Origin of the sequence: Klebsiella variicola (genome assembly GCF_000828055.2) — a bacterium.
GTDB classification, from domain to species: Bacteria; Pseudomonadota; Gammaproteobacteria; order Enterobacterales; family Enterobacteriaceae; genus Klebsiella; species Klebsiella variicola.
The window spans coordinates 5,031,715-5,052,420 of sequence record NZ_CP010523.2; the positions used below are offsets into that span (position 1 = coordinate 5,031,715).

15 protein-coding genes and 3 tRNA genes are annotated in these 20,706 nt (G+C 58.8%); 7 read left to right on the forward strand and 11 right to left on the reverse strand.

Annotated elements, in window-relative coordinates:
- Positions 1-8: 8 nt before the first annotated feature.
- From miaA to nnr, 5 genes are read right to left on the reverse strand one after another with little or no spacing between them, the layout of a single operon-like run.
- Complete coding sequence (miaA, locus tag SP68_RS23500) at positions 9-959, reverse strand: tRNA (adenosine(37)-N6)-dimethylallyltransferase MiaA (RefSeq protein WP_002885652.1); 951 nt, start codon at positions 957-959, stop codon at positions 9-11.
- Positions 952-2,811, reverse strand: a complete 1,860-nt coding sequence (gene mutL, locus SP68_RS23505) for a DNA mismatch repair endonuclease MutL (RefSeq protein ID WP_032734062.1) — start codon at positions 2,809-2,811, stop codon at positions 952-954. Before mutL ends, miaA begins: the two co-directional genes overlap by 8 nt.
- A 10-nt stretch (positions 2,812-2,821) precedes the next feature.
- Entirely contained in the window at positions 2,822-4,177 is a 1,356-nt protein-coding gene (gene amiB, locus SP68_RS23510) for an N-acetylmuramoyl-L-alanine amidase AmiB (protein ID WP_040971206.1), read from the reverse strand.
- Positions 4,178-4,193: 16 nt separating this feature from the next.
- Entirely contained in the window at positions 4,194-4,655 is a 462-nt protein-coding gene (gene tsaE, locus SP68_RS23515; RefSeq protein WP_012543113.1) for a tRNA (adenosine(37)-N6)-threonylcarbamoyltransferase complex ATPase subunit type 1 TsaE, read from the reverse strand.
- Positions 4,648-6,159: a bifunctional ADP-dependent NAD(P)H-hydrate dehydratase/NAD(P)H-hydrate epimerase gene (gene nnr / locus SP68_RS23520; protein WP_162500015.1), complete on the reverse strand. Its 1,512-nt coding sequence runs from the start codon at positions 6,157-6,159 to the stop codon at positions 4,648-4,650. Before nnr ends, tsaE begins: the two co-directional genes overlap by 8 nt.
- A gap of 13 nt (positions 6,160-6,172) precedes the next feature.
- Here nnr and queG point away from each other — a divergent pair, with 13 nt between their 5' ends.
- Positions 6,173-7,312 (forward strand): tRNA epoxyqueuosine(34) reductase QueG, encoded by a 1,140-nt coding sequence (gene queG / locus SP68_RS23525; RefSeq protein WP_008807198.1) that lies wholly within the window; start codon positions 6,173-6,175, stop codon positions 7,310-7,312.
- Between the two features lie 271 nt (positions 7,313-7,583).
- On the opposite strand, the gene SP68_RS23530 is transcribed toward queG, so the two are convergent.
- The 3 genes from SP68_RS23530 to SP68_RS23540 form a co-directional block, all read right to left on the reverse strand.
- Positions 7,584-7,659, reverse strand: a tRNA-Gly gene (locus SP68_RS23530).
- A 72-nt stretch (positions 7,660-7,731) separates the two neighbouring features.
- A tRNA-Gly gene (locus tag SP68_RS23535) sits at positions 7,732-7,807 on the reverse strand.
- Positions 7,808-7,875: 68 nt separating this feature from the next.
- Positions 7,876-7,951: transfer RNA gene (locus SP68_RS23540), tRNA-Gly, on the reverse strand.
- A gap of 295 nt (positions 7,952-8,246) precedes the next feature.
- On the opposite strand from SP68_RS23540, the gene SP68_RS23545 reads away from it, so the two are divergent.
- On the forward strand, positions 8,247-8,978 hold the full coding sequence (locus tag SP68_RS23545; RefSeq protein ID WP_016160145.1) for a transporter substrate-binding domain-containing protein: 732 nt from the start codon (positions 8,247-8,249) through the stop codon (positions 8,976-8,978).
- Positions 8,979-9,018: 40 nt separating this feature from the next.
- Here SP68_RS23545 and orn read toward each other — a convergent pair whose 3' ends face one another.
- A complete protein-coding gene (orn, locus tag SP68_RS23550) occupies positions 9,019-9,564 on the reverse strand; it encodes an oligoribonuclease (protein WP_004206435.1) in 546 nt (181 codons plus the stop codon).
- Positions 9,565-9,658: 94 nt separating this feature from the next.
- Here orn and rsgA point away from each other — a divergent pair, with 94 nt between their 5' ends.
- From rsgA to mscM, 3 genes are all read left to right on the forward strand, one after another.
- The gene (rsgA, locus tag SP68_RS23555; protein ID WP_008807202.1) at positions 9,659-10,720 is read left to right on the forward strand and encodes a small ribosomal subunit biogenesis GTPase RsgA; all 1,062 of its coding nucleotides are present in this window, start codon (positions 9,659-9,661) and stop codon (positions 10,718-10,720) included.
- 160 nt (positions 10,721-10,880) lie between these two features.
- Positions 10,881-11,843, forward strand: coding sequence for an archaetidylserine decarboxylase (gene asd, locus SP68_RS23560; protein WP_012969117.1), 963 nt, complete (start codon positions 10,881-10,883; stop codon positions 11,841-11,843).
- A gap of 24 nt (positions 11,844-11,867) precedes the next feature.
- The gene (mscM, locus tag SP68_RS23565; RefSeq protein ID WP_040971201.1) at positions 11,868-15,197 is read left to right on the forward strand and encodes a miniconductance mechanosensitive channel MscM; all 3,330 of its coding nucleotides are present in this window, start codon (positions 11,868-11,870) and stop codon (positions 15,195-15,197) included.
- A gap of 37 nt (positions 15,198-15,234) precedes the next feature.
- Here mscM and yjeM read toward each other — a convergent pair whose 3' ends face one another.
- Together yjeM and epmA are read right to left on the reverse strand one after the other, a co-directional pair.
- Positions 15,235-16,737 carry a glutamate/gamma-aminobutyrate family transporter YjeM gene (gene yjeM, locus SP68_RS23570; RefSeq protein ID WP_016160143.1) on the reverse strand — a complete coding sequence of 501 codons (1,503 nt, stop codon included), beginning with the start codon at positions 16,735-16,737 and terminating at the stop codon, positions 15,235-15,237.
- Between the two features lie 188 nt (positions 16,738-16,925).
- The gene (gene epmA, locus SP68_RS23575; RefSeq protein ID WP_008807206.1) at positions 16,926-17,903 is read right to left on the reverse strand and encodes an elongation factor P--(R)-beta-lysine ligase; all 978 of its coding nucleotides are present in this window, start codon (positions 17,901-17,903) and stop codon (positions 16,926-16,928) included.
- A 275-nt stretch (positions 17,904-18,178) separates the two neighbouring features.
- Between epmA and frdA the strand changes: the two genes are divergently transcribed.
- Positions 18,179-19,969: a fumarate reductase (quinol) flavoprotein subunit gene (gene frdA, locus SP68_RS23580; protein WP_008807207.1), complete on the forward strand. Its 1,791-nt coding sequence runs from the start codon at positions 18,179-18,181 to the stop codon at positions 19,967-19,969.
- Positions 19,962-20,696, forward strand: a complete 735-nt coding sequence (gene frdB, locus SP68_RS23585) for a fumarate reductase iron-sulfur protein (RefSeq protein ID WP_004177729.1) — start codon at positions 19,962-19,964, stop codon at positions 20,694-20,696. The genes frdA and frdB overlap by 8 nt, the downstream gene beginning before the upstream one ends.
- The last annotated feature ends 10 nt before the right edge of the window (positions 20,697-20,706 follow it).

A 20,706-nucleotide genomic window follows, 5' to 3' on the forward strand; every position in this document is an offset into this window, starting at 1 on the left:
GTACACGTTCAGTTCTGGCTCGCACCAACAACCTGTAATACTTTGTTGAGCGCTTGTTCAGGTTGTTCACTGTCTAACCAGTGCACACCTTCCCAACCGCGCAGCCAGGTGACCTGACGTTTGGCTAACTGTCTCGTGGCGCAAACACCTCGATAAACCATCTCATCATAAGGGATCTCGCCATTGAGGTATGACCACATCTGGCGGTATCCAACACAACGGATGGAAGGCATATCCGTATGCAAATCTCCGCGGGCAAAAAGCGCCCGTACTTCTGCTTCAAAACCTGAAGCTAACATCTGATGAAAACGCTGTTCTATGCGTTGATGGAGCAGTTCACGGCTCGCCGGGGCGATGGCGAACTGATGCACCTGATATGGCAGAGCGTCTCCTGACGTTTGCGTCAGTTCCGTTAAAGTTTTACCCGAAATGAAAAAAACTTCCAGTGCCCGGGAAAGCCTTTGCGGATCATTTGGATGAATACGCGCAGCAGCCACGGGATCAATTTCCTGTAATTGCTGATGTAACGCGTTCCACCCCTGCTCTGCGGCCTGCTGCTCAATCCGCGCTCTGACCTCTGGGTCAGCCGACGGTAAGGGCGACAATCCTTCCAGCAACGCTTTGAAATACAACATCGTTCCGCCGACTAACAGCGGAATACGCCCGGCGGCGACAATATCGGCCATCGCCGCCAGCGCGTCGCGGCGAAAATCAGCCGCGGAATAGGCTTCTGCGGGATCCAAAATATCCAGCAGCCGGTGCGGCGCAGCGCTAAGCTCCGCGGCATCCGGTTTGGCAGTGCCAATATCCATTCCCCGATAAATGAGGGCGGAATCAACACTAATCAACTCTACTGGCAAAACTTTACGTAAGGCTATCGCCAGCGCGGTTTTACCTGAGGCCGTCGGGCCCATTAAAAAAATTGCCTTGGGCAGGCTCGCCTCGGTTACATCATTCATCTTTCAGGGCATTCATCGCCGAATGGAGATCTACAGGTTGTAACAGGCCACCCGGCGGCGTTTTCACCAGCTGCGGGCAAAGACGTTCGACGTCCGCCAGCAGCGCAATCGCCTGCGCCATATTCCATGACGCCTGTTCGCTCGTCAGATTACGCGCCATCCATTGGGCGATGTTGCCGACGTCGAATGCGTTTTGCTGCGCCAGGTAGCCTATCAGTTCAGGAATCAAGATTTGTAAATTTTGTTGTCTTAAGGGTAAAGGGACCGCGCGCACCGTCACGTGCAGGGCATCGGTATGAAGCTCGATCCCCAACTGCGTCAGCGCCGACTGCGCAGCGGCCAGCGCCCGCTTCTCCCCTTCCGTGACTTTTAACCGCAACGGGATCAGCAGCGGCTGGGCACATACCGCTTCCGTACCCGGCGTCAACTGCGCCTGGCGCAGCCAGCGCTCGGCAACGGTCAACGACAGCAGCGCCAGACTGCCCTCGCGCTCCAGCAGCGCGCAATCGCCGCCGACAATCGTCAGCACTCTGCCAAAACTCTGACTGTGACCAGCCAGTTCCGCCGGGGCGGCGGACGGCTGCGCGGGTCGCGGAGCGGCGGGCGTGTCGAGCAACTGACGATAAAGCGCCCCCTGCTGCTTCTGGTAACCCGGCTGCGCATGCGGCCAGCTCGCGCCGCCCGAACTGCCGCCGGAGGCAGCCGGCTCACGCGATGATGTCATGCTGAATCGGGTTGCCGGTTCACGCGCTTCCGACGGCCGAGCAAACTGGTTGCCGCCTGCGGCGATGCGGTTCTCCGGCATCTGGCGCGGCGTCGGCGGGTCGTCTTTTTCCGCCAGCGGCGCATCAAGCTGTTGCTGCAGCACGCTCAGTACGCCCTGGTAGATAAAGTCATGCACCAGGCGAGACTGATGGAAACGCACCTCATGCTTGGCCGGATGGACGTTCACATCCACCTGATGGGGATCGATCTCCAGATACAGCACAAACGCCGGCTGCTGATCGGCGCCCAGCTTGTCTTCACAGGCCTGGCGGATAGCATGATTGATCAGCCGGTCGCGCATCATCCGGCCGTTGACGTAACAGTACTGAATTTCCGCCAGCGCCGGGGTGGTATGGAGCGGATCGGCAACCCAGCCGCGCAGGGTCAGATCGCCATGCTGCCACTCGATCGCCAGCGCATGTTCGAGAAAAGCGGCGCCGCAAATGGTTCCCAGCCGCCGCTCCCGCTGGCCATCCTGCGCCACTGCCCGATACTGTCGTATCACCTTACCGTTATGGTTGAGGTTAATGGTGACGTCGAAGCGCGCCAGCGCAATGCGGCGCACCACCTCGTCAATGTGGCCGAACTCGGTTTTTTCGGTGCGCATAAATTTGCGCCGCGCCGGCGTGTTGTAGAACAGATCGAGGACTTCCAGGGTGGTGCCGACCGGGTGCGCCGCCGGCTTCACCGTTACCGCCTGATCGCGGCCTTCGGCATAAGCCTGCCAGGCTTCCTGCTGCTCCGCCGTGCGCGAAGTCAGCGTTAAGCGCGCCACCGAACTGATACTGGCCAGCGCTTCGCCGCGAAAGCCGAGGCTGATAATCGCCTCCAGATCGTCAAGCGAGGCGATCTTACTGGTCGCATGACGAGCCAGGGCCAACGCCAGCTCGTCTTTTTTGATGCCGCTGCCGTTATCGCGGATGCGAATGAGCTTCGCGCCGCCGCGTTCGATATCAATGTCAATCCGCGTAGCGCCAGCATCAAGACTGTTCTCAACCAGCTCTTTCACCACCGACGCGGGCCGCTCCACCACTTCGCCGGCGGCAATCTGGTTGGCGAGCTGCGGCGGCAGAACCTGAATCGGCATCCCCTGCTCCTTAGTTAATCAACATCCCGCCTGGCGCTGCGGCGCTGGCGGTCTGCGCCGCCTCGCCGCGAGGCGCCGACTGCAGCGGATGCTGCATAAAGTAGTTGCGCAGGCCGTTATAAATCGCCTCCGCAATCTGCTCCTGGTAATCATCGCTCCCCAGCAGCCGCTCTTCACCGTTGTTACTGATAAAGCCCGTTTCCACGAGGATCGACGGGATATCCGGCGAGCGCAATACACCGAGGCTGGCATGCTCCGGGCGGCGTTTGTGCAGGTTGCCAATGCGCTGCAGCTGGCTCAGCACGTTGGTCGCCACATCGTAGCCGACGCGCTGGGAATGACCGAACTGCAGATCCAGCACCGCCTGGCTCAGGTAGGGGTCGGCCTGGCTGTTCGCCAGCACGTCGCCTGCCCCGCCGAGCAGTTCAGACTGCTTCTCATGCTGCTCGAGCCAACCGGCCATTTCGCTGTTGGCGCGACGGTTCGAGAGCACCCACACCGAGGCGCCGGTCGCATCGCGGTTTGGCGCGGCATCAGCATGGATAGAGACGAGGAAGTTGGCGTTTTGCTTACGCGCTACGTCAGAGCGGCCCATCACCGAAATAAAGTAATCTCCGTCGCGGGTCAGCACCGGCTTAAACTGCGGATCGGCGTTCAGTAACGCCCGCAGCTTGCGCGCGATAGCGATAGTGACGTTCTTCTCTTTGGTGCCATTCGGACCAATTGCGCCAGGATCCTGACCGCCGTGTCCGGCATCGATGGCGATAATCACCTTATCATCCGCCGACACCGTACGGGCCGCCGGGCGAGTCACGGTCTGATTGTTGGTCATCGCCAGCTGGGAGGAGGTCATCGCCGTCTGCCGTTCATGACCCGACGAGCTGAACGGGTTACGCCCTGACGTCGCCGTCCGGGAAGGCATCACTGGCGGCGGGTCAGCCCGTTTCACCACCACAGGCGGCGGTGGCGGTGGCGGCGGTGCGTCGGCGTTGATGGTAAAGACCACCGTGTAATTCGCCCCGTTCTGCTGCTTCACCGCTCGCGTTTTACCATCTTCCGTCAAATCCACCAGCAGACGCAGCGTCTGCGTATCCTGCGGCGTACCGGCGCGAATACTCTTCACCAGGTTGCTGCCGCTAAACTGCAGCGGTAGTCCCTGCAATACGCCGGTCTGCTTGATATCCAGCGCGACCAGACGTTTACCCTGTGGGGTAAAGGAGTACTCCGGCTCACCGACAAAACTTAGGGTAATACGGGCCTGCTGGTCTCCGTTGGAGACCTGGATATCGGATAAACTCGCCGCAGTGGCGTGAAGACTCGAGAGCATTAGCGCAGCGGCAAGCCAGGTGGTTATGCGATACTTCATCCCGTCATCCTTCAGGCTAAATGGCTAAACGCGCCAGTAAAGATTCACCCCGTGAGGAGATCGCGGTAATACGCGCCTCACGCCCTTGTGCCTGGTAATCAAGGTGAATTTCAACGTCCGGGTCAGGCAGGACACCTGCGCCTTGCTGCGGCCATTCCACCAGGCAGATGGCATCGTCGGCAAAATAATCACGGATCCCCATAAATTCGAGCTCCTCAGGATCCGCCAGTCGGTAGAGATCGAAGTGATATACCATCAGATTCTCGAGGGTATACGGCTCCACCAGGGTATAGGTTGGGCTTTTGACATTGCCGCGGTGACCGAGCGCCTGCAAAAAGCCGCGGCTGAAGGTCGTTTTCCCCGCGCCTAAATCACCATACAGATAAATCACGGTGGCGCCGGTACAGGCCTGCGCGATGCGGTCGCCAAGGGCCAGCGTGGCCTGCTCATCGGGTAAAGGAATCACTCGGTTAATCATGGTCTACGTCAATCACATCCGGGTTAACAACACGCCTGAGCGTGGAAAAGAGATCGGTCGCCAGCATGCCGCGGGTGCCCTCGCGGGCGGCCAGTCGGTCGGCGGCGTCGCCATGAGCGACGCACCCGGCACAGGCTGCATCATACGGCGTCAGGTGCTGTCCTAACAATGCGGCAATAATGCCGGTAAGCACATCGCCCATCCCGCCGCTGGCCATCCCGGCATTGCCGGCATCGATAATGCCCATCGCCCCGCTTTCACTGGCCACCACCGTGCCCGCGCCTTTCAGCACAACCACGCCACCATACCGTTTTACCAGACGCTGCGCAGAAAGTAAGCGATCGCTTTCAATTTCTGCCACGCTGACGTTCAGCAGACGGGCCGCTTCGCCGGGGTGCGGCGTTAACACGCGATTGTGACGTTTATCGGGATTGAATGCCAGCAGGTTCAGCGCGTCGGCGTCCCAGACCATCGGTTTGTTAAAACTTTCCACCGTGCGCAGGGCGCTGCGCCCCCATTCGCGCTGCCCCAGACCCGGGCCAATCGCCACCACATCAGCCCATTCCAGCGCGGCTTTCAGGGTCTGGGGCGTCAGTTCATCTACCATTAATTCCGGCCGCACGGTGACAATGGGCGCCACGTTCTCCGGGTGAGTAAGCACTCGCACCAGCCCTGCACCGCTGCGTAGGGCCGCTTCACCGCACATACGGATAGCGCCTGCCGTGCCGCGATCGCCGCCGACAATCACCAGCTTGCCGTGATCGCCCTTATGGGAGGTGGCCCGCCGCGGCGGCAGCCAGTCGGCGAGGTGGGCGGCGCAAAACCGCGTCAGGGGAGTACTTTGCCCGGCGAGCCAGCGCTCGAGCCCAAGGGCATGATGATGGAGATGCCCGACGACATCCCGCGCCTTGCCGGTCAGCAGCCCGGGTTTGAGGGCGATAAAGGTCAGGGTGCGGTCAGCCTGAACCACTGCACCTGGCGTCGCGCCGGTCTGCGCATTCAGGCCGGAAGGGATATCCAGCGCCACCACCGGCGCCGGGTGGTGGTTCGCCTGGTGGATGAGCGCCGCGACGGGATCGCGCGGCGCACTGCGCAGACCGGTGCCGAGCAGGCCATCAATAATCAGTGAGATATCGTCGGGCCACGGGATAGTCGCCGCATGGATCACGCCGCCGGCGTTAAGCCACGCCTCCCGCGCCGCCTGCGCCTCTTCCGGCAGCGGGCTGTCACTCTCTACCGCCAGCAGCGTCACCCGCCGCCCCGCGGCCTGTGCCAGACGCGCGACGACATATCCGTCGCCGCCGTTGTTACCATGTCCGCAGAGGATCAGCCAGTGCGCGCTGGCGGGATAAGCGCGGCTGGCCAGTTGAAAGGCCGCCTCGCCCGCGCGCTGCATCAGTTCGAACAGCGTCAGCCCCAGGCTGTCCGCCGCCTCTCGTTCGGCCAGGCGCAGCGCCTCCGCAGGCCAAATGTTGTATGGTATACTGTCAGGGTTTTTCGTCATTGTATGGTCCATCATGTCACAGCCCCTCGATCTCGTTCAGTTAGCGCAACAAATCAAACAGTGGGGCACAGAGCTTGGGTTCCAGCAGGTGGGGATCGCCGATACCGACCTCAGCGCCAGCGAACCCAAACTGCAGGCATGGCTGGATAAACAATACCACGGCGAAATGGAGTGGATGGCCCGTCACGGTATGATGCGCGCCCGTCCCCACGAACTGCTGCCCGGTACGTTACGCGTCATCAGCGTGCGGATGAACTATCTGCCCGCCAACGCCGCCTTTGCCCGCACCCTGAAAGATCCCGCACTGGGTTACGTCAGCCGTTATGCCCTCGGGCGTGATTATCATAAGCTGCTACGTAATCGCCTGAAAAAACTGGGGGAGAAGATTCAGGAACAGTGTGCTTCGCTCAATTTTAGACCTTTTGTCGATTCCGCGCCTATCCTGGAGCGGCCAATCGCAGAAAAAGCGGGCCTTGGCTGGACAGGTAAGCACTCACTTATCTTAAGCCGCGACGCGGGATCATTCTTTTTCCTCGGCGAACTGCTGATCGATCTGCCTCTACCGGTCGACAGCCCGGTTGCGGAGGAGTGCGGACGCTGCGTCGCCTGCATGACCATCTGCCCCACCGGCGCCATCGTTGAGCCCTACACCGTCGACGCCCGGCGCTGCATCTCCTATCTCACCATTGAACTGGAAGGCTCTATCCCGGAGGAGTTCCGTCCGCTTATCGGCAACCGTATTTACGGTTGTGATGATTGTCAGTTGATCTGTCCGTGGAACCGTTTCTCACAGCTCACCGATGAAGAGGATTTCAGTCCACGCAAAGCGTTGCATGCGCCACCGCTGGTGGAGCTGTTCGCCTGGAGCGAAGCGTGGTTTCTGAAGGTAACCGAAGGGTCGGCGATTCGTCGCATTGGCCACCTGCGCTGGCTGCGCAATATCGCCGTCGCGCTGGGCAATGCGCCCTGGGATGAAGCCCATCTTCGCGCGCTGGAGAGTCGCCGGGGTGAGCACCCGCTTCTCGACGAGCACATCGAATGGGCTATCGCTGAGCAAATAAACAAGCGGAACGCCGACGCCGTCGAAGTACAACTGCCGAAAAAATTACGTCTGGTCAGGGTAGTAGAGAAAGGCTTGCCGCGCGACGCCTGATTCATTCACAGGCTGTGAATAAAATCTAAAACACATTGCGTTTCAAGGCGCAGACCGAGGTCAAGTGATCGGATTAACATTTCGAAATGAAATTTAATTGTTAAATTTCAATGGTATATAAAGATACTATTTACAAAGCGAAGCATTTACGCCGTCAAAGACGGAACGACAACCTGTGGATAACTCTGTTCACAGTATTTCTGTGATATCAAATGAAAATCATCCCCGGCGCTGGATTGCACTGTGGATAAATAAGAGATGGAAGAAAATTTGGAGCGGGAAACGAGACTCGAACTCGCGACCCCGACCTTGGCAAGGTCGTGCTCTACCAACTGAGCTATTCCCGCTTAATCATCGTCATTCAAGCTACCGTGTAGCAACCTGAATACTGCGACTGGTGTGGTATGTCTTTCAAATTTTGGAGCGGGAAACGAGACTCGAACTCGCGACCCCGACCTTGGCAAGGTCGTGCTCTACCAACTGAGCTATTCCCGCTTAATCTTCGGCTTTCGCCTCGCATCTGCGAGTTGAAACCCTGTGATCAGGATGGTGCTTTCAAATTTTGGAGCGGGAAACGAGACTCGAACTCGCGACCCCGACCTTGGCAAGGTCGTGCTCTACCAACTGAGCTATTCCCGCGTTACTGCTTTTTTTTGCCATATTTTGATGGCGTCGTAATTTGCATTTCTGCGTCGTTACGGGAGGCGTATTATACGAGAATTCGATGCCCCTGCAACCCCCTGACGATCACTTTTTTGCGTTTTTTGTTTAAATGGACATTTTCTCGCCACCTACGCCGCTGAATTGTATAAATAAGCGTCATAACGGGCAAAATTGCTTTTTCCGCCCGGCTGAATGACGCAAAATCGCTCGCATCATAGTGCGGTGGCGCGACGTATAACGTGGCCACCACGACGCCAAACAGGGAATTAGCATGAGAAAAGTCCTCACCGTCCTGCTGCTGAGCACGCTGGCCATCGGAACCGCGTCAGCCGAGACGCTCCATTTTGGCACTACCACGGCCAATCCGCCGTTTGTCACCGCCAACGGCAAAAATCAGCCCGTCGGCTTCGATATCGATCTCGCTCACGCCCTGTGCCAGCAGATGCAGGCGCAGTGCCAGTTTACGGCGCAGCGTTTCGATACCCTGATCCCGGCATTGCGCTTTAAGAAGTTTGATGCGGTGATTGCCGGTATGGAAGTGATCCCAATGCGCGAGAAGCAGGTCGCCTTTAGCCGCCCCTATCGCCAGGCCCTCTCCGGGGTGGTGATCGTCAATAAAGATGTCGCCCATACCTTTGCCGATCTGAAAGCCAAAAAAATCGGCGTGGTGAAAGGCACGCTGCACCAGCACTATCTGCGCGATAAGCAGAAGGCCGTGCAGGCGATCCCTTACGACGACGTCGCCAGCGCTTTAGCCGCGCTGAAAGCCGGCGAAATAACCGGCGTCATGAGCGACTTCGCCACCCTTGACGCCTGGCAACAAGAGAACCCTGACTACGCCATCATGGATGAGCGGGCCACCGACCCGGCTTATTACGGTAAGCAGTATGCGATTGCGGTGCGCAAAGACGATCCGGAGTTGCTGAATGCCATCAACGATGCCCTGACCGCGGTCATGGCGACGCCTGACTTCCAGCAGATGCAGCAAAAGTGGTTTAAATAATCAGAAAGATGTACCGGGCCGCACCAGGCCCGGTATTGGTTTACAGCTTAATGAAATGCTCGCGATAGTAGGCCAGCTCGGCAACCGACTCGCGGATATCGTCCATCGCCTGATGGGTGCCCTGCTTTTTAAAGCCGTCGAGAATTTCCGGCTTCCAGCGGCGAGCCAGCTCTTTCAGCGTGCTGACGTCCAGATAGCGGTAGTGGAAATAGGCTTCCAGTTGCGGCATGTACTTAAACAGGAAGCGACGATCCTGGCCGATGCTGTTGCCGCAGATCGGCGACTTGCCTGCCGGCACCCACTGCTTAAGAAACTCAATGGTCGCCAGTTCGGCATCGTGCTCGCTGACGGCGCTGGCCTTCACGCGATCCACCAGTCCGCTGCCGGTATGCGTCCGCACATTCCACTCGTCCATTAATGCCAGCTGAGCATCCGACTGATGCACGGCGATAGTCGGCCCTTCAGCCAAAATGTTCAGGTTGGCATCGGTCACCAGGGTGGCGATTTCGATAATGCGATCGCGCTCCGGATCCAGCCCTGTCATCTCAAGATCGATCCAAATGAGGTTGTTTTCATTTGCACTCATGCTATTTTCCACCCTTCTTGCGTGACTATATTCATCTAAAATAGCGTGTATCATAGAGGTTTTGCCCCATCAGGGCGACCAGGAGCCAGTTCGATTGAGTAAAAATAAACTCTCCAAAGGCCAGCAGCGCCGCGTCAACGCCAACCACCAGCGCCGCCTGAAAACCACTGCGGAGAAGGCCGACTACGATGACAACCTGTTTGGCGAAACGTCGGAAGGCATTGTCATCAGTCGCTTTGGTATGCATGCCGACGTCGAATCCGCTGACGGCAGCGTCCATCGCTGCAACATTCGCCGGACAATCCGTTCGCTGGTCACCGGCGACCGCGTGGTCTGGCGGCCGGGTAAAGACGCCGCCGACGGCGTAAACGTCAAAGGGATCGTCGAAGCGGTGCACGAGCGCGCCTCCGTCCTGACGCGTCCGGATTTTTACGACGGCGTGAAGCCTATCGCCGCCAATATCGATCAGATCGTGGTGGTTTCCGCGATCCTGCCTGAACTGTCGCTGAATATTATCGATCGCTATCTGGTGGCCTGCGAGGCGCAGGATATCGAGCCGTTGATCGTCCTGAATAAAATCGATCTGCTGGATGACGATGGCCTGCGCTTCGTCAATGAGCAAATGGACATCTACCGCAATATCGGCTACCGCGTGCTCATGGTCTCCAGCCGGACTCAGGACGGTCTCAAGCCGCTGGAAGCGGCCCTGACCGACCGCATCAGCATTTTCGCCGGGCAGTCCGGGGTCGGTAAATCGAGTCTGCTGAATGCCCTGCTGGGGCTGAATGAGGATCAAATTCTCACCAATGATGTCTCGGACGTTTCCGGCTTAGGCCAGCACACCACCACCGCGGCGCGCCTCTACCACTTCCCGCACGGCGGCGATGTGATTGATTCGCCGGGCGTTCGTGAATTTGGCCTCTGGCATCTGGAAGCGGAACAAATCACCCATGGCTTTGTCGAATTCCATGATTATTTAGGCCATTGCAAATACCGCGACTGTAAACACGATAACGATCCTGGCTGTGCGCTTCGCGAAGCGGTAGAGAACGGCAAGATCGCCGAAAGCCGTTTTGAGAACTACCACCGCATCCTCGAAAGCATGGAGCAGGTACAGGTAAAAACGCGTAAAAACTTTTCCTCGTCCGATGACTGATCATTAAGCTGAGCATCACGTCAGGCTCTGCCAGGACGCGGTCAAACTGCGACTAACGCGGATGCCATTTGGCGAGGTTTACGTATAGAATCGTCCCCTTTTTTCAGGACCCCGCCCGCGGGCGGGGTCAGGAACGACATATCATGGCCTGGAGGCTACTTTGTTAAACGATCTTAAACTTTCACTGCAATACATTCTGCCTAAACTGTGGCTCACCCGCCTCGCAGGCTGGGGTGCGAGCAAACGCGCAGGTTGGTTGACGAAACTGGTCATCGATCTGTTCGTGAAATACTACAAGGTCGATATGAAAGAGGCGCAGAAGCCGGATACCGCGGCTTATCGCACCTTCAACGATTTCTTTGTGCGTCCGCTGCGCGACGACGTACGCCCGCTGAATACCGACCCCAATGTGCTGGTGATGCCGGCAGACGGCGTGATCAGCCAGCTTGGCGCCATTGAAGACGATAAAATCCTGCAGGCCAAAGGTCATGACTACAGCCTGGAAGCCCTGCTGGCCGGCAACTATCAAATGGCCGACCTGTTCCGTAACGGCAGCTTCGCCACCACCTATCTGTCGCCGCGCGACTATCACCGCGTGCACATGCCGTGCAACGGCATCCTGCGCGAAATGATCTACGTTCCTGGCGACCTGTTCTCGGTTAACCATCTGACGGCGCAGAATGTGCCTAACCTGTTCGCCCGTAACGAGCGCGTCATCTGCCTGTTTGATACTGAATTTGGCCCAATGGCGCAAATTCTGGTGGGCGCGACTATCGTCGGCAGCATCGAAACCGTGTGGTCCGGCACCGTGACCCCGCCGCGCGAAGGCATTATTAAACGCTGGACCTGGCCCGCGGGTGACAGCGAAGGCTCCGTCGCCCTGCTGAAAGGCCAGGAGATGGGCCGCTTCAAACTGGGTTCCACCGTGATCAACCTGTTTGCCCCGGGCCAGGTGAAGCTGGTCGACTCGCTGCAAAGCCTGTCCGTGACTAAAATCGGCCAACCGCTGGCGACCGCCGTGGAAGCCAGCACCGCTGCTGAACCCGCGCCGTTACCGGAAGAAGAGATCCGCGCCGAACACCGCGCCAGCCCGCTGGTTGACGATACACAAGACCAAGGTTAATTCTTCAGCAAAAAGGGTTATGCCGTGCGCCTGATATACACTTTCCTGTTGGCCTTGAGCCTCAGTTTCGGGGCGTACGCTGCGACAGCCCCGGATGCTAAACAGATAACCCAGGAACTGGAACAGGCGAAGGCGGCAAAGCCCGCCCAGCCTGAAACCGTTGAAGTTCTGCAGTCCGCGCTGAACGCGCTTGAGGAGCAAAAATCGTCCCTCGAGCGCGCCCGTCAGTATCAGGACGTTATCGATAATTTCCCCAAACTGTTTCAAAGCCTGCGCTCCCAGCTCAACAATCTGAGCGAAGAACCGCGCCAGGTGCCAACCGGCCTGACCGCCGATGCGCTGAACCAGGAGATCCTGCAGGTCAGCAGCCAGCTGCTGGAATCGAGCCGCCAGGCGCAGCAGGAGCAGGATCGCGCGCGTGAAATCGCCGACTCCCTGAACCAGCTGCCGCAACAGCAAACCGATGCCCGTCGTCAGCTCAATGAGGTTGAGCGCCGCATCGGCACGCAAACCGGCAACAATGCTCTCGCCCAGGCGCAAAATCTTGCCCTGCAGGCGGAATCGGCGCGCCTGAAGGCGCTGGTGGATGAACTCGACCTCGCCCAGCTTTCCGCCAACAACCGCCAGGAGCTGTCGCGCGCCCGTTCCGAGCTGGCGCAAAAGCAGAGCGAACAACTGGATGCCTATCTGCAGGCGCTGCGCAATTTACAGAACAGCCAGCGCCAGCGGGAGGCGGAAAAGGCGCTGGAGAGCACCGAACTGCTGGCGGAGAACAGTGAAAACCTGCCGCCGGACATCACCGCGCAGTTCAAGGTCAACCGGGAGCTCTCCCAGGCGCTGAACCAGCAGGCGCAGCGCATGGATCTGGTGGCCTCCCAGCAGCGGCAGGCGACGAATCAAACGCTGCAGGTGCGCCAGGCGTTAAACACCCTGCGCGAGCAATCGCAGTGGCTGGGCTCTTCCAACCTGCTGGGTGAAGCCTTACGCGCCCAGGTGGCGCGACTGCCGGAGCGCCCTCGCCCACAGCAGCTGGATACGGAAATGGCGCAGTTGCGCGTGCAGCGTCTGCGCTTTGAAGATTTACTCAGTAAGCAACCACAGCTGCGGCAGATCCGTCAGGCCGACGGCCAACCGCTGACCAGCGAGCAGAACAAGATCCTGCAGGCGCAGCTGCGCACGCAGAACGAGCTGCTGAACTCGCTGCTGCGCGGCGGCGATACTCTGATGCTGGAGCTCACTAAGCTGAAGGTCGCCAACGGCCAGCTGGAAGACGCGCTGAAAGAGATCAACGAAGCGACCCACCGCTATCTGTTCTGGACTTCGGACGTCAGCCCCATCGGCTTCTCCTGGCCGCTGGAGATTGTCCAGGATCTACGGCGTCTGATCTCCCTGGATACCATCAGCGAGCTGGGCAAAGCCAGCGCGATGATGCTCACCAGCAAAGAGACCTTGCTGCCGCTGTTTGCCGCCCTGCTGCTGGTTGGCTTTAGCATCAGCTCCCGACGCCATTTCACCCGCTTCCTTGAGCGCTCCAGCGCCCGGGTGGGGAAAGTCACCCAGGATCACTTCTGGCTGACGCTGCGCACGGTCTTCTGGTCGATACTGGTGGCCTCGCCGCTGCCGGTGCTGTGGATGACGCTCGGCTATGGCCTGCAGTCCGCCTGGCCCTTCCCGCTGGCGGTGGCGATAGGCGATGGGGTCACGGCGACCGTGCCTTTGCTGTGGGTGGTGATGATCTGCGCCACCTTCGCCCGGCCAAACGGGCTGTTTATCGCCCACTTCGGCTGGCCGCGTAACCGCGTGGCGAAAGCGATGCGCTACTACCTGATGAGCATCGGGCTGATTGTGCCGCTGATTATGGCGCTGATCATGTTTGATAATCTTAACGACCGCGAGTTCTCCGCTTCGCTGGGCCGCCTGTGCTTCCTGTTGATCTGCGGCGCGCTGGCGGTGGTTACCCTGAGCCTTAAGCACGCCGGTATTCCGCTCTATCTGGATAAAGAGGGGAATGGCGACAATATGGTGAACCGCCTGCTGTGGAACCTGATGCTTGGCGCCCCGCTGGTGGCCATGCTGGCGGCCGCCGTCGGCTACCTCGCCACCGCCCAGGCGCTGCTTGCGCGTCTGGAAACCTCGGTCGCCATCTGGTTCCTGCTGCTGGTGGTCTATCACATCATCCGCCGCTGGATGCTGATCCAGCGCCGCCGGCTGGCCTTCGACCGGGCCCGCCACCGTCGCGCGGAAATTCTCGCCCAGCGCGCCCGCGGCGAAGATGAGCCCGTTCACGTCAGCAGTCCGGAGGGGTCGGTGGAGACGGAGGTCAGCGAGGTCGATCTCGATGCCATCAGTACCCAGTCGCTGCGGCTTGTGCGTTCCCTGCTGATGCTGATCGCGCTGCTGTCGGTCATCGTGCTGTGGTCGGAAATTCACTCGGCGTTTGGCTTCCTTGAGAATATCTCGCTGTGGGACGTGACCTCGACGGTACAAGGGGTGGAAAGCCTTGAGCCGATCACGCTTGGCGCGGTGTTGATTGCCATTCTGGTGCTGATCATCACCACTCAGCTGGTGCGCAACCTGCCCGCGCTGCTGGAGCTGGCGATCCTCCAGCATCTCGATTTAACGCCCGGCACCGGCTACGCCATCACCACCATCACCAAATATCTGCTGATGCTCGTCGGCGGGCTGGTGGGCTTCTCGATGATCGGTATTGAGTGGTCGAAGCTGCAGTGGCTGGTCGCCGCGCTGGGTGTGGGTCTCGGGTTTGGCCTGCAGGAGATCTTCGCCAACTTTATCTCCGGCCTGATTATCCTGTTTGAGAAGCCGATCCGCATCGGCGATACAGTCACCATTCGCGACCTGACGGGCAGCATCACCCGCATTAATACCCGTGCGACCACCATCAGTGACTGGGACCGGAAAGAGATTATCGTGCCGAACAAGGCCTTCATCACCGAACAGTTTATCAACTGGTCGCTGTCGGACTCAGTCACCCGCGTGGTGCTGACAGTGCCGGCCCCCGTGGACGCCGATACCGACGAGGTCACGAAAATTCTCATTGCCGCGGCGCATCGCTGCTCGCTGGTCATCGATACCCCGGCGCCGGAGGCGTTTCTCGTCGACCTGCAGCAGGGGATCCAGATTTTCGAGCTGCGTATTTTTGCCGCGGAGATGGGGCATCGCATGCCGCTGCGCCATGAGATGCATCAGCTGATCCTGGCGGGCTTCCGCGAACATGGCATTGATATGCCGTTCCCTCCGTTCCAGATGCGTTTGGAAAGTATCGACGGCAGGCAAAGCAGTAAAACCATGACCTCGGCCGGAAAAACCAGCCGCCGTACGGCTGGTAGCCTGTAAACCATCCCCTGCCCGGCTGCACCGCCGGGCAGGTTCTTTAACTCTCCATCACCAGCGCGCCGGACGCCATGCGCCGACGGTAGCTTTCGTAGATCCCCAGCGCCAGCAGTGAGAAGAAGATCGGTCCACCGACCATCCACAGGGTACTGTTCCAGTCCCCGCTGTCGATGACGGGTTGGATAATGGTGAAGATATTGGCGAAAGTCACCACCAGCAACACCACGCCGGTCGCCAGCAGCGTCGACGAACGGTTTTTGAAAATCACGAACGGTCGGTCAAGATGCGTTTTCGCCTTGAAGAACGGGAAGGCGATGGTCAGGAATAGATAGGGCAAGGTCATGGAGACATTGGCCATCAGCGTCAGCTTGTTATAAAACGCGGAAGCGCTATCCCCACCGAACGATACCAGTACGATAAACACCCCGACCAGCAGACACTGCAGCCACATCGCCGCGGCGGGCATGCCGTTGACGTTGAGACGGGTCATCACCGACGGCCAGAGCGCTTTTGGCGTGCCCTGGATAATCGCTTTCAGGGGAGAATAGCTGAGGGTGAAGAACGCGCCAGTGTAAGCGAGAAACATCGACAGGCCGGTAATACGGGCGAACCAGACTCCGGTCAGGGCCGCCGACTCTGGCGTCAGGTGCAGAGCCTGGCCGAGCGTCGTCCCAAGGCTGGTCATCAGCACATAGGTGATGTTGCCGAGGTTGGTCGAACGCGCGCCAAGCACCTGCTGCCAGTTGGCGCTCACGCCCCACAGCACAATCGCCAGCGAGTAACCGACCGAGATAACGATCGCCGCGATGATAATCCCTTTGGCAAAGTTCTTTTCCGGCTTATCAGTCTTATCCACTAAGCCGCCGACCGCCTCAATTCCGCCATAGGCAAAGATGGCAAATACCACAAACGACAGCATCGCCATGCCCGACTGATACCCGGGATTAGGTGAAAAGGTGAAGTTTAACGGTTGGGCGAAATGGCCGCCGTTGAGCAGGAGGATCGCCCCGCTCACCAGCAGTAGCACCAGGTTAAGCCCCATCACCGCGATGCCGCCGACGGCGGTGATTTTGGCGATTTTATTGATCCCTTTGACGGCAATAAAGGTCACGACACCCATCCAGCAGGCTGCCAGAATGCCCACCGTCTGCGTCGGGGTCAGGCTAGCCAGCGCCCAGGTCTGGGTTTTGTCCGCGCCAAACAAAAAGGTGGATAACGGCACCCAAATTTTAGCCGCCGTACTCACCATCCACACCACGTACGACGCAAACCACATAAAGGTGCCGATGAAAGCAAAGCGCGGCCCGACGCTGTGGTTCATCCAGGAATAGATCCCGCCCTCTTCGCGACGATAAGCCGAGCCCATCTCCGCCATCATCAGCGCGAACGGAATAAAGAAAAAGAGGGCGGAAAAAAGATAAAACGGCATCGCGCTGTAGCCCATCAGATAAAACGCCGACGGGCTGTTGGCAAAGCCAAACACCGAAGTGAAGATCATCAGAATCAGCCCAATCAGGCTCATCTTCTTGAATTGTTGATGCATAAATCTATCCAAACGAGGGCATCACCCAACAGGCAACGCCTGGCCTCAAAAAATGAGCGCGGATAGTAGCAAAAGCACGGAAGGAGATTGTGGGTATTCGGGCGAAAACCGGGATAGCGTGAGGGAGGATCGGTCAGGGCGGGTCTGTCACCTCCCCCGCTCTCAGGCGGCAGGAGGTGACAGCGCCATCAGGCGCGGTCGACCGTAAAGGCGATCACCTCGCCGATGCTTTCGGCACCCAGCGCCAGCATCACCACACGGTCAACGCCCAGCGCCACGCCGGAGCAGTCCGGCAGGCCCGCCTCTAGTGCCGCCAGCAGGTTGTTATCGATAGGCTGCTGCGGAAGGCCGCGCGCGGCGCGTTTGCGGTTGTCCTGCTCGAATCGCAGACGCTGTTCGCGGGCATCGGTCAGCTCGTGGAAACCATTCGCCAGCTCAATACCTTTGTAGTAAACCTCGAAGCGCTCGGCGACCCGATGATCTTCCGGGCTGATCTGCGCTAACGAGGCCTGGGTGGCCGGGAAATGATAGATAAACGTCGGCCGATCTTTACCGATGTGCGGCTCCACGCCCATGGTGAACAACAGTTGCAGCAGCGTGTCGCGATCTTCTTCAGTATCGGCGATATTGCTTAAATCCAGCTTCGCCGCGACTTCACGCAACTGCGTTTTATCAGCAGAGAGCGGATCAATATCCAGATGACGCTGGAACGCCTGCTGATAGGAGAGGCTTTCCGCTGGCTGACACTCCAGAACCTGCTGCAGCAGGTCGTCCACCTCGTTGATCAGGCGATACATGTCATAGCACGGACGATACCACTCCAGCATGGTGAATTCCGGGTTGTGATGCCGGCCCATCTCTTCATTACGAAAGCTGCGACACAACTGGAAAACCGGACCGCAGCCCGCCGCCAGCAGGCGCTTCATATGGTATTCCGGACTGGTCATCAGGTACAGATTGAGTCCCTGTGAATGGCCCGGGCCGACGAAACGGGTTTCGAACGGGAACAAATGAATATCCGTTACCGTCGCCTGACTCATGCAAGGCGTCTCCACCTCCAGCACGCCGCGATCGGTAAAGAAACGGCGGATTTCCGCCATCACCGCCGCGCGTTTCAACAGATTGGGAATGGGTGCGCTCGGCTGCCAGGTTGCCGTCTCGCTCATGGTACTTTCTCCGATTGCAAATTAAGGGCACGAAGTCTACTCGCAACCGGCGAGTGAAACAAATTTTGTGCAATCCCCGGCAGATTACATGCCATTAATCTATCGTTAACCTGAATGCATAAATATCACTGATAAATAACCGCACATATCGATAAAAAAATCGAACACGTCAATTTTCCTTACTGACCCTACGGCTATACTCCTGTACCTATAAAGGAGCAGTGATACTTTTTCGCCAGCCCGGCGGCGAAATACACTAAAACTGGAGGAATGTCGTGCAAACTTTTCAAGCCGATCTCGCCGTAATTGGTGCTGGCGGAGCAGGCCTACGCGCCGCTATCGCCGCCGCCCAGGCCAACCCCAATGCCAAAATCGCCCTGATTTCTAAAGTCTATCCGATGCGCAGCCATACGGTCGCTGCAGAAGGGGGGTCCGCAGCCGTTGCCCAGGATCACGATAGCTTTGAGTATCATTTTCACGACACCGTCGCCGGAGGCGACTGGCTGTGCGAGCAGGATGTCGTCGACTATTTCGTTCATCACTGCCCAACGGAAATGACCCAGCTGGAACAGTGGGGATGCCCGTGGAGCCGCCGCCCCGACGGCAGCGTCAACGTCCGGCGCTTCGGTGGGATGAAAATCGAACGCACCTGGTTTGCCGCCGATAAAACCGGCTTCCACATGCTGCATACTCTCTTCCAGACCTCCCTTCAGTTTCCCCAAATTCAGCGCTTTGATGAACATTTCGTCCTTGACCTGCTGGTCGATGACGGGCAGGCCCGCGGCCTGGTAGCGATGAATATGATGGAAGGCACCCTGGTGCAGATCCGCGCTAACGCGGTCGTGCTGGCTACCGGCGGCGCCGGGCGCGTCTATCGTTACAACACCAACGGCGGCATCGTTACTGGTGATGGTATGGGTATGGCGCTGGGCCATGGCGTGCCGCTGCGCGATATGGAATTTGTTCAGTATCACCCGACCGGCCTGCCGGGCTCCGGGATCCTGATGACCGAAGGCTGCCGCGGTGAAGGCGGGATTCTGGTCAACAAAAACGGCTATCGCTACCTGCAGGATTACGGCATGGGCCCGGAAACCCCGCTCGGCGAACCGAAGAACAAATATATGGAGCTGGGTCCACGCGACAAAGTGTCCCAGGCCTTCTGGCACGAATGGCGGAAAGGGAACACCATCCCGACGCCGCGCGGCGACGTGGTCTACCTCGATCTCCGCCACCTCGGCGAGAAAAAACTGCTGGAGCGTCTGCCGTTTATCTGTGAACTGGCGAAAGCCTACGTCGGCGTCGACCCGGTGAAAGAGCCGATCCCGGTGCGCCCGACCGCGCACTACACCATGGGCGGTATCGAAACCGATCAGCAGTGCGAAACCCGGATCAAAGGGCTGTTTGCCGTGGGCGAATGCTCGTCCGTCGGTCTGCACGGCGCCAACCGTCTGGGTTCCAACTCGCTGGCCGAGCTGGTGGTCTTCGGCCGCCTGGCCGGGGAACAGGCTATGCAGCGCGCCGCACAGACGACTGAGGCAAATAGTGCCGCACTAGATGCACAGGCCGCCGATGTAGAGCAACGGCTGAAAAATCTCGTTAACCAGGAAGGTAACGAAAACTGGGCGAAAATCCGCGACGAAATGGGGCTGTCGATGGAGGAAGGCTGCGGCATCTACCGTACGCCGGAGCTGATGCAGAAAACTATCGATAAGCTGGCTGAGCTGCAGGAGCGCTTCAAGCGCGTGCGCATTACCGACAACTCCAGCGTGTTCAACACCGACCTGCTGTACACCATTGAACTGGGACACGGCCTGAACGTTGCCGAATGTATGGCGCACTCGGCCATCGCCCGAAAAGAATCGCGCGGTGCGCACCAGCGTCTGGATGAGGGCTGTACCGAGCGCGACGACGTCAACTTCCTCAAGCACACCCTCGCCTTCCGCGAGGCCGATGGCACCACCCGTCTGGAATATGGCGACGTGAAGATCACCACGCTGCCACCGGCAAAACGTGTCTATGGCGCCGAAGCGGAAGCGGCTGAGAAGAAGGAGACCACCCATGGCTGAGATGAAAAACCTGAAAGTCGAAGTGGTGCGCTACAACCCGGAGGTCGACACCGCACCGCATAGCGCATTCTATGACGTGCCCTATGATGAGCAGACCTCGCTGCTGGACGCCCTGGGCTACATCAAAGACAACCTGGCGCCAGACCTGAGCTACCGCTGGTCCTGCCGGATGGCGATCTGCGGCTCCTGCGGCATGATGGTCAACAAAGTGCCGAAGCTGGCCTGCAAAACGTTCCTGCGCGATTACACCAAAGGCATCAAAGTTGAGGCGCTGGCCAACTTCCCGATCGAACGCGATCTGGTGGTGGATATGACCCACTTTATCGAAAGTCTGGAGGCCATTAAGCCGTATATCATCGGCAATAACCGCACGCCGGACCAGGGGCCAAACAAGCAGACGCCAGCCCAGATGGCCAAATACCATCAGTTCTCCGGCTGCATCAACTGCGGGCTGTGCTATGCCGCCTGCCCGCAGTTCGGCCTGAATCCGGAATTTATCGGCCCGGCGGCGATCACCCTCGCCCACCGCTACAACGAAGACAGCCGCGACCACGGCAAAAAGGAACGTATGGCGCAGCTTAACGGCCAGAACGGCGTCTGGACCTGTACTTTCGTGGGCTACTGCTCGGAAGTGTGTCCGAAGCACGTCGACCCGGCGGCCGCGATCCAGCAGGGCAAGGTGGAAAGCTCGAAAGACTTTCTTATCGCCACCCTGAAACCACGCTAAGGAGTGCATT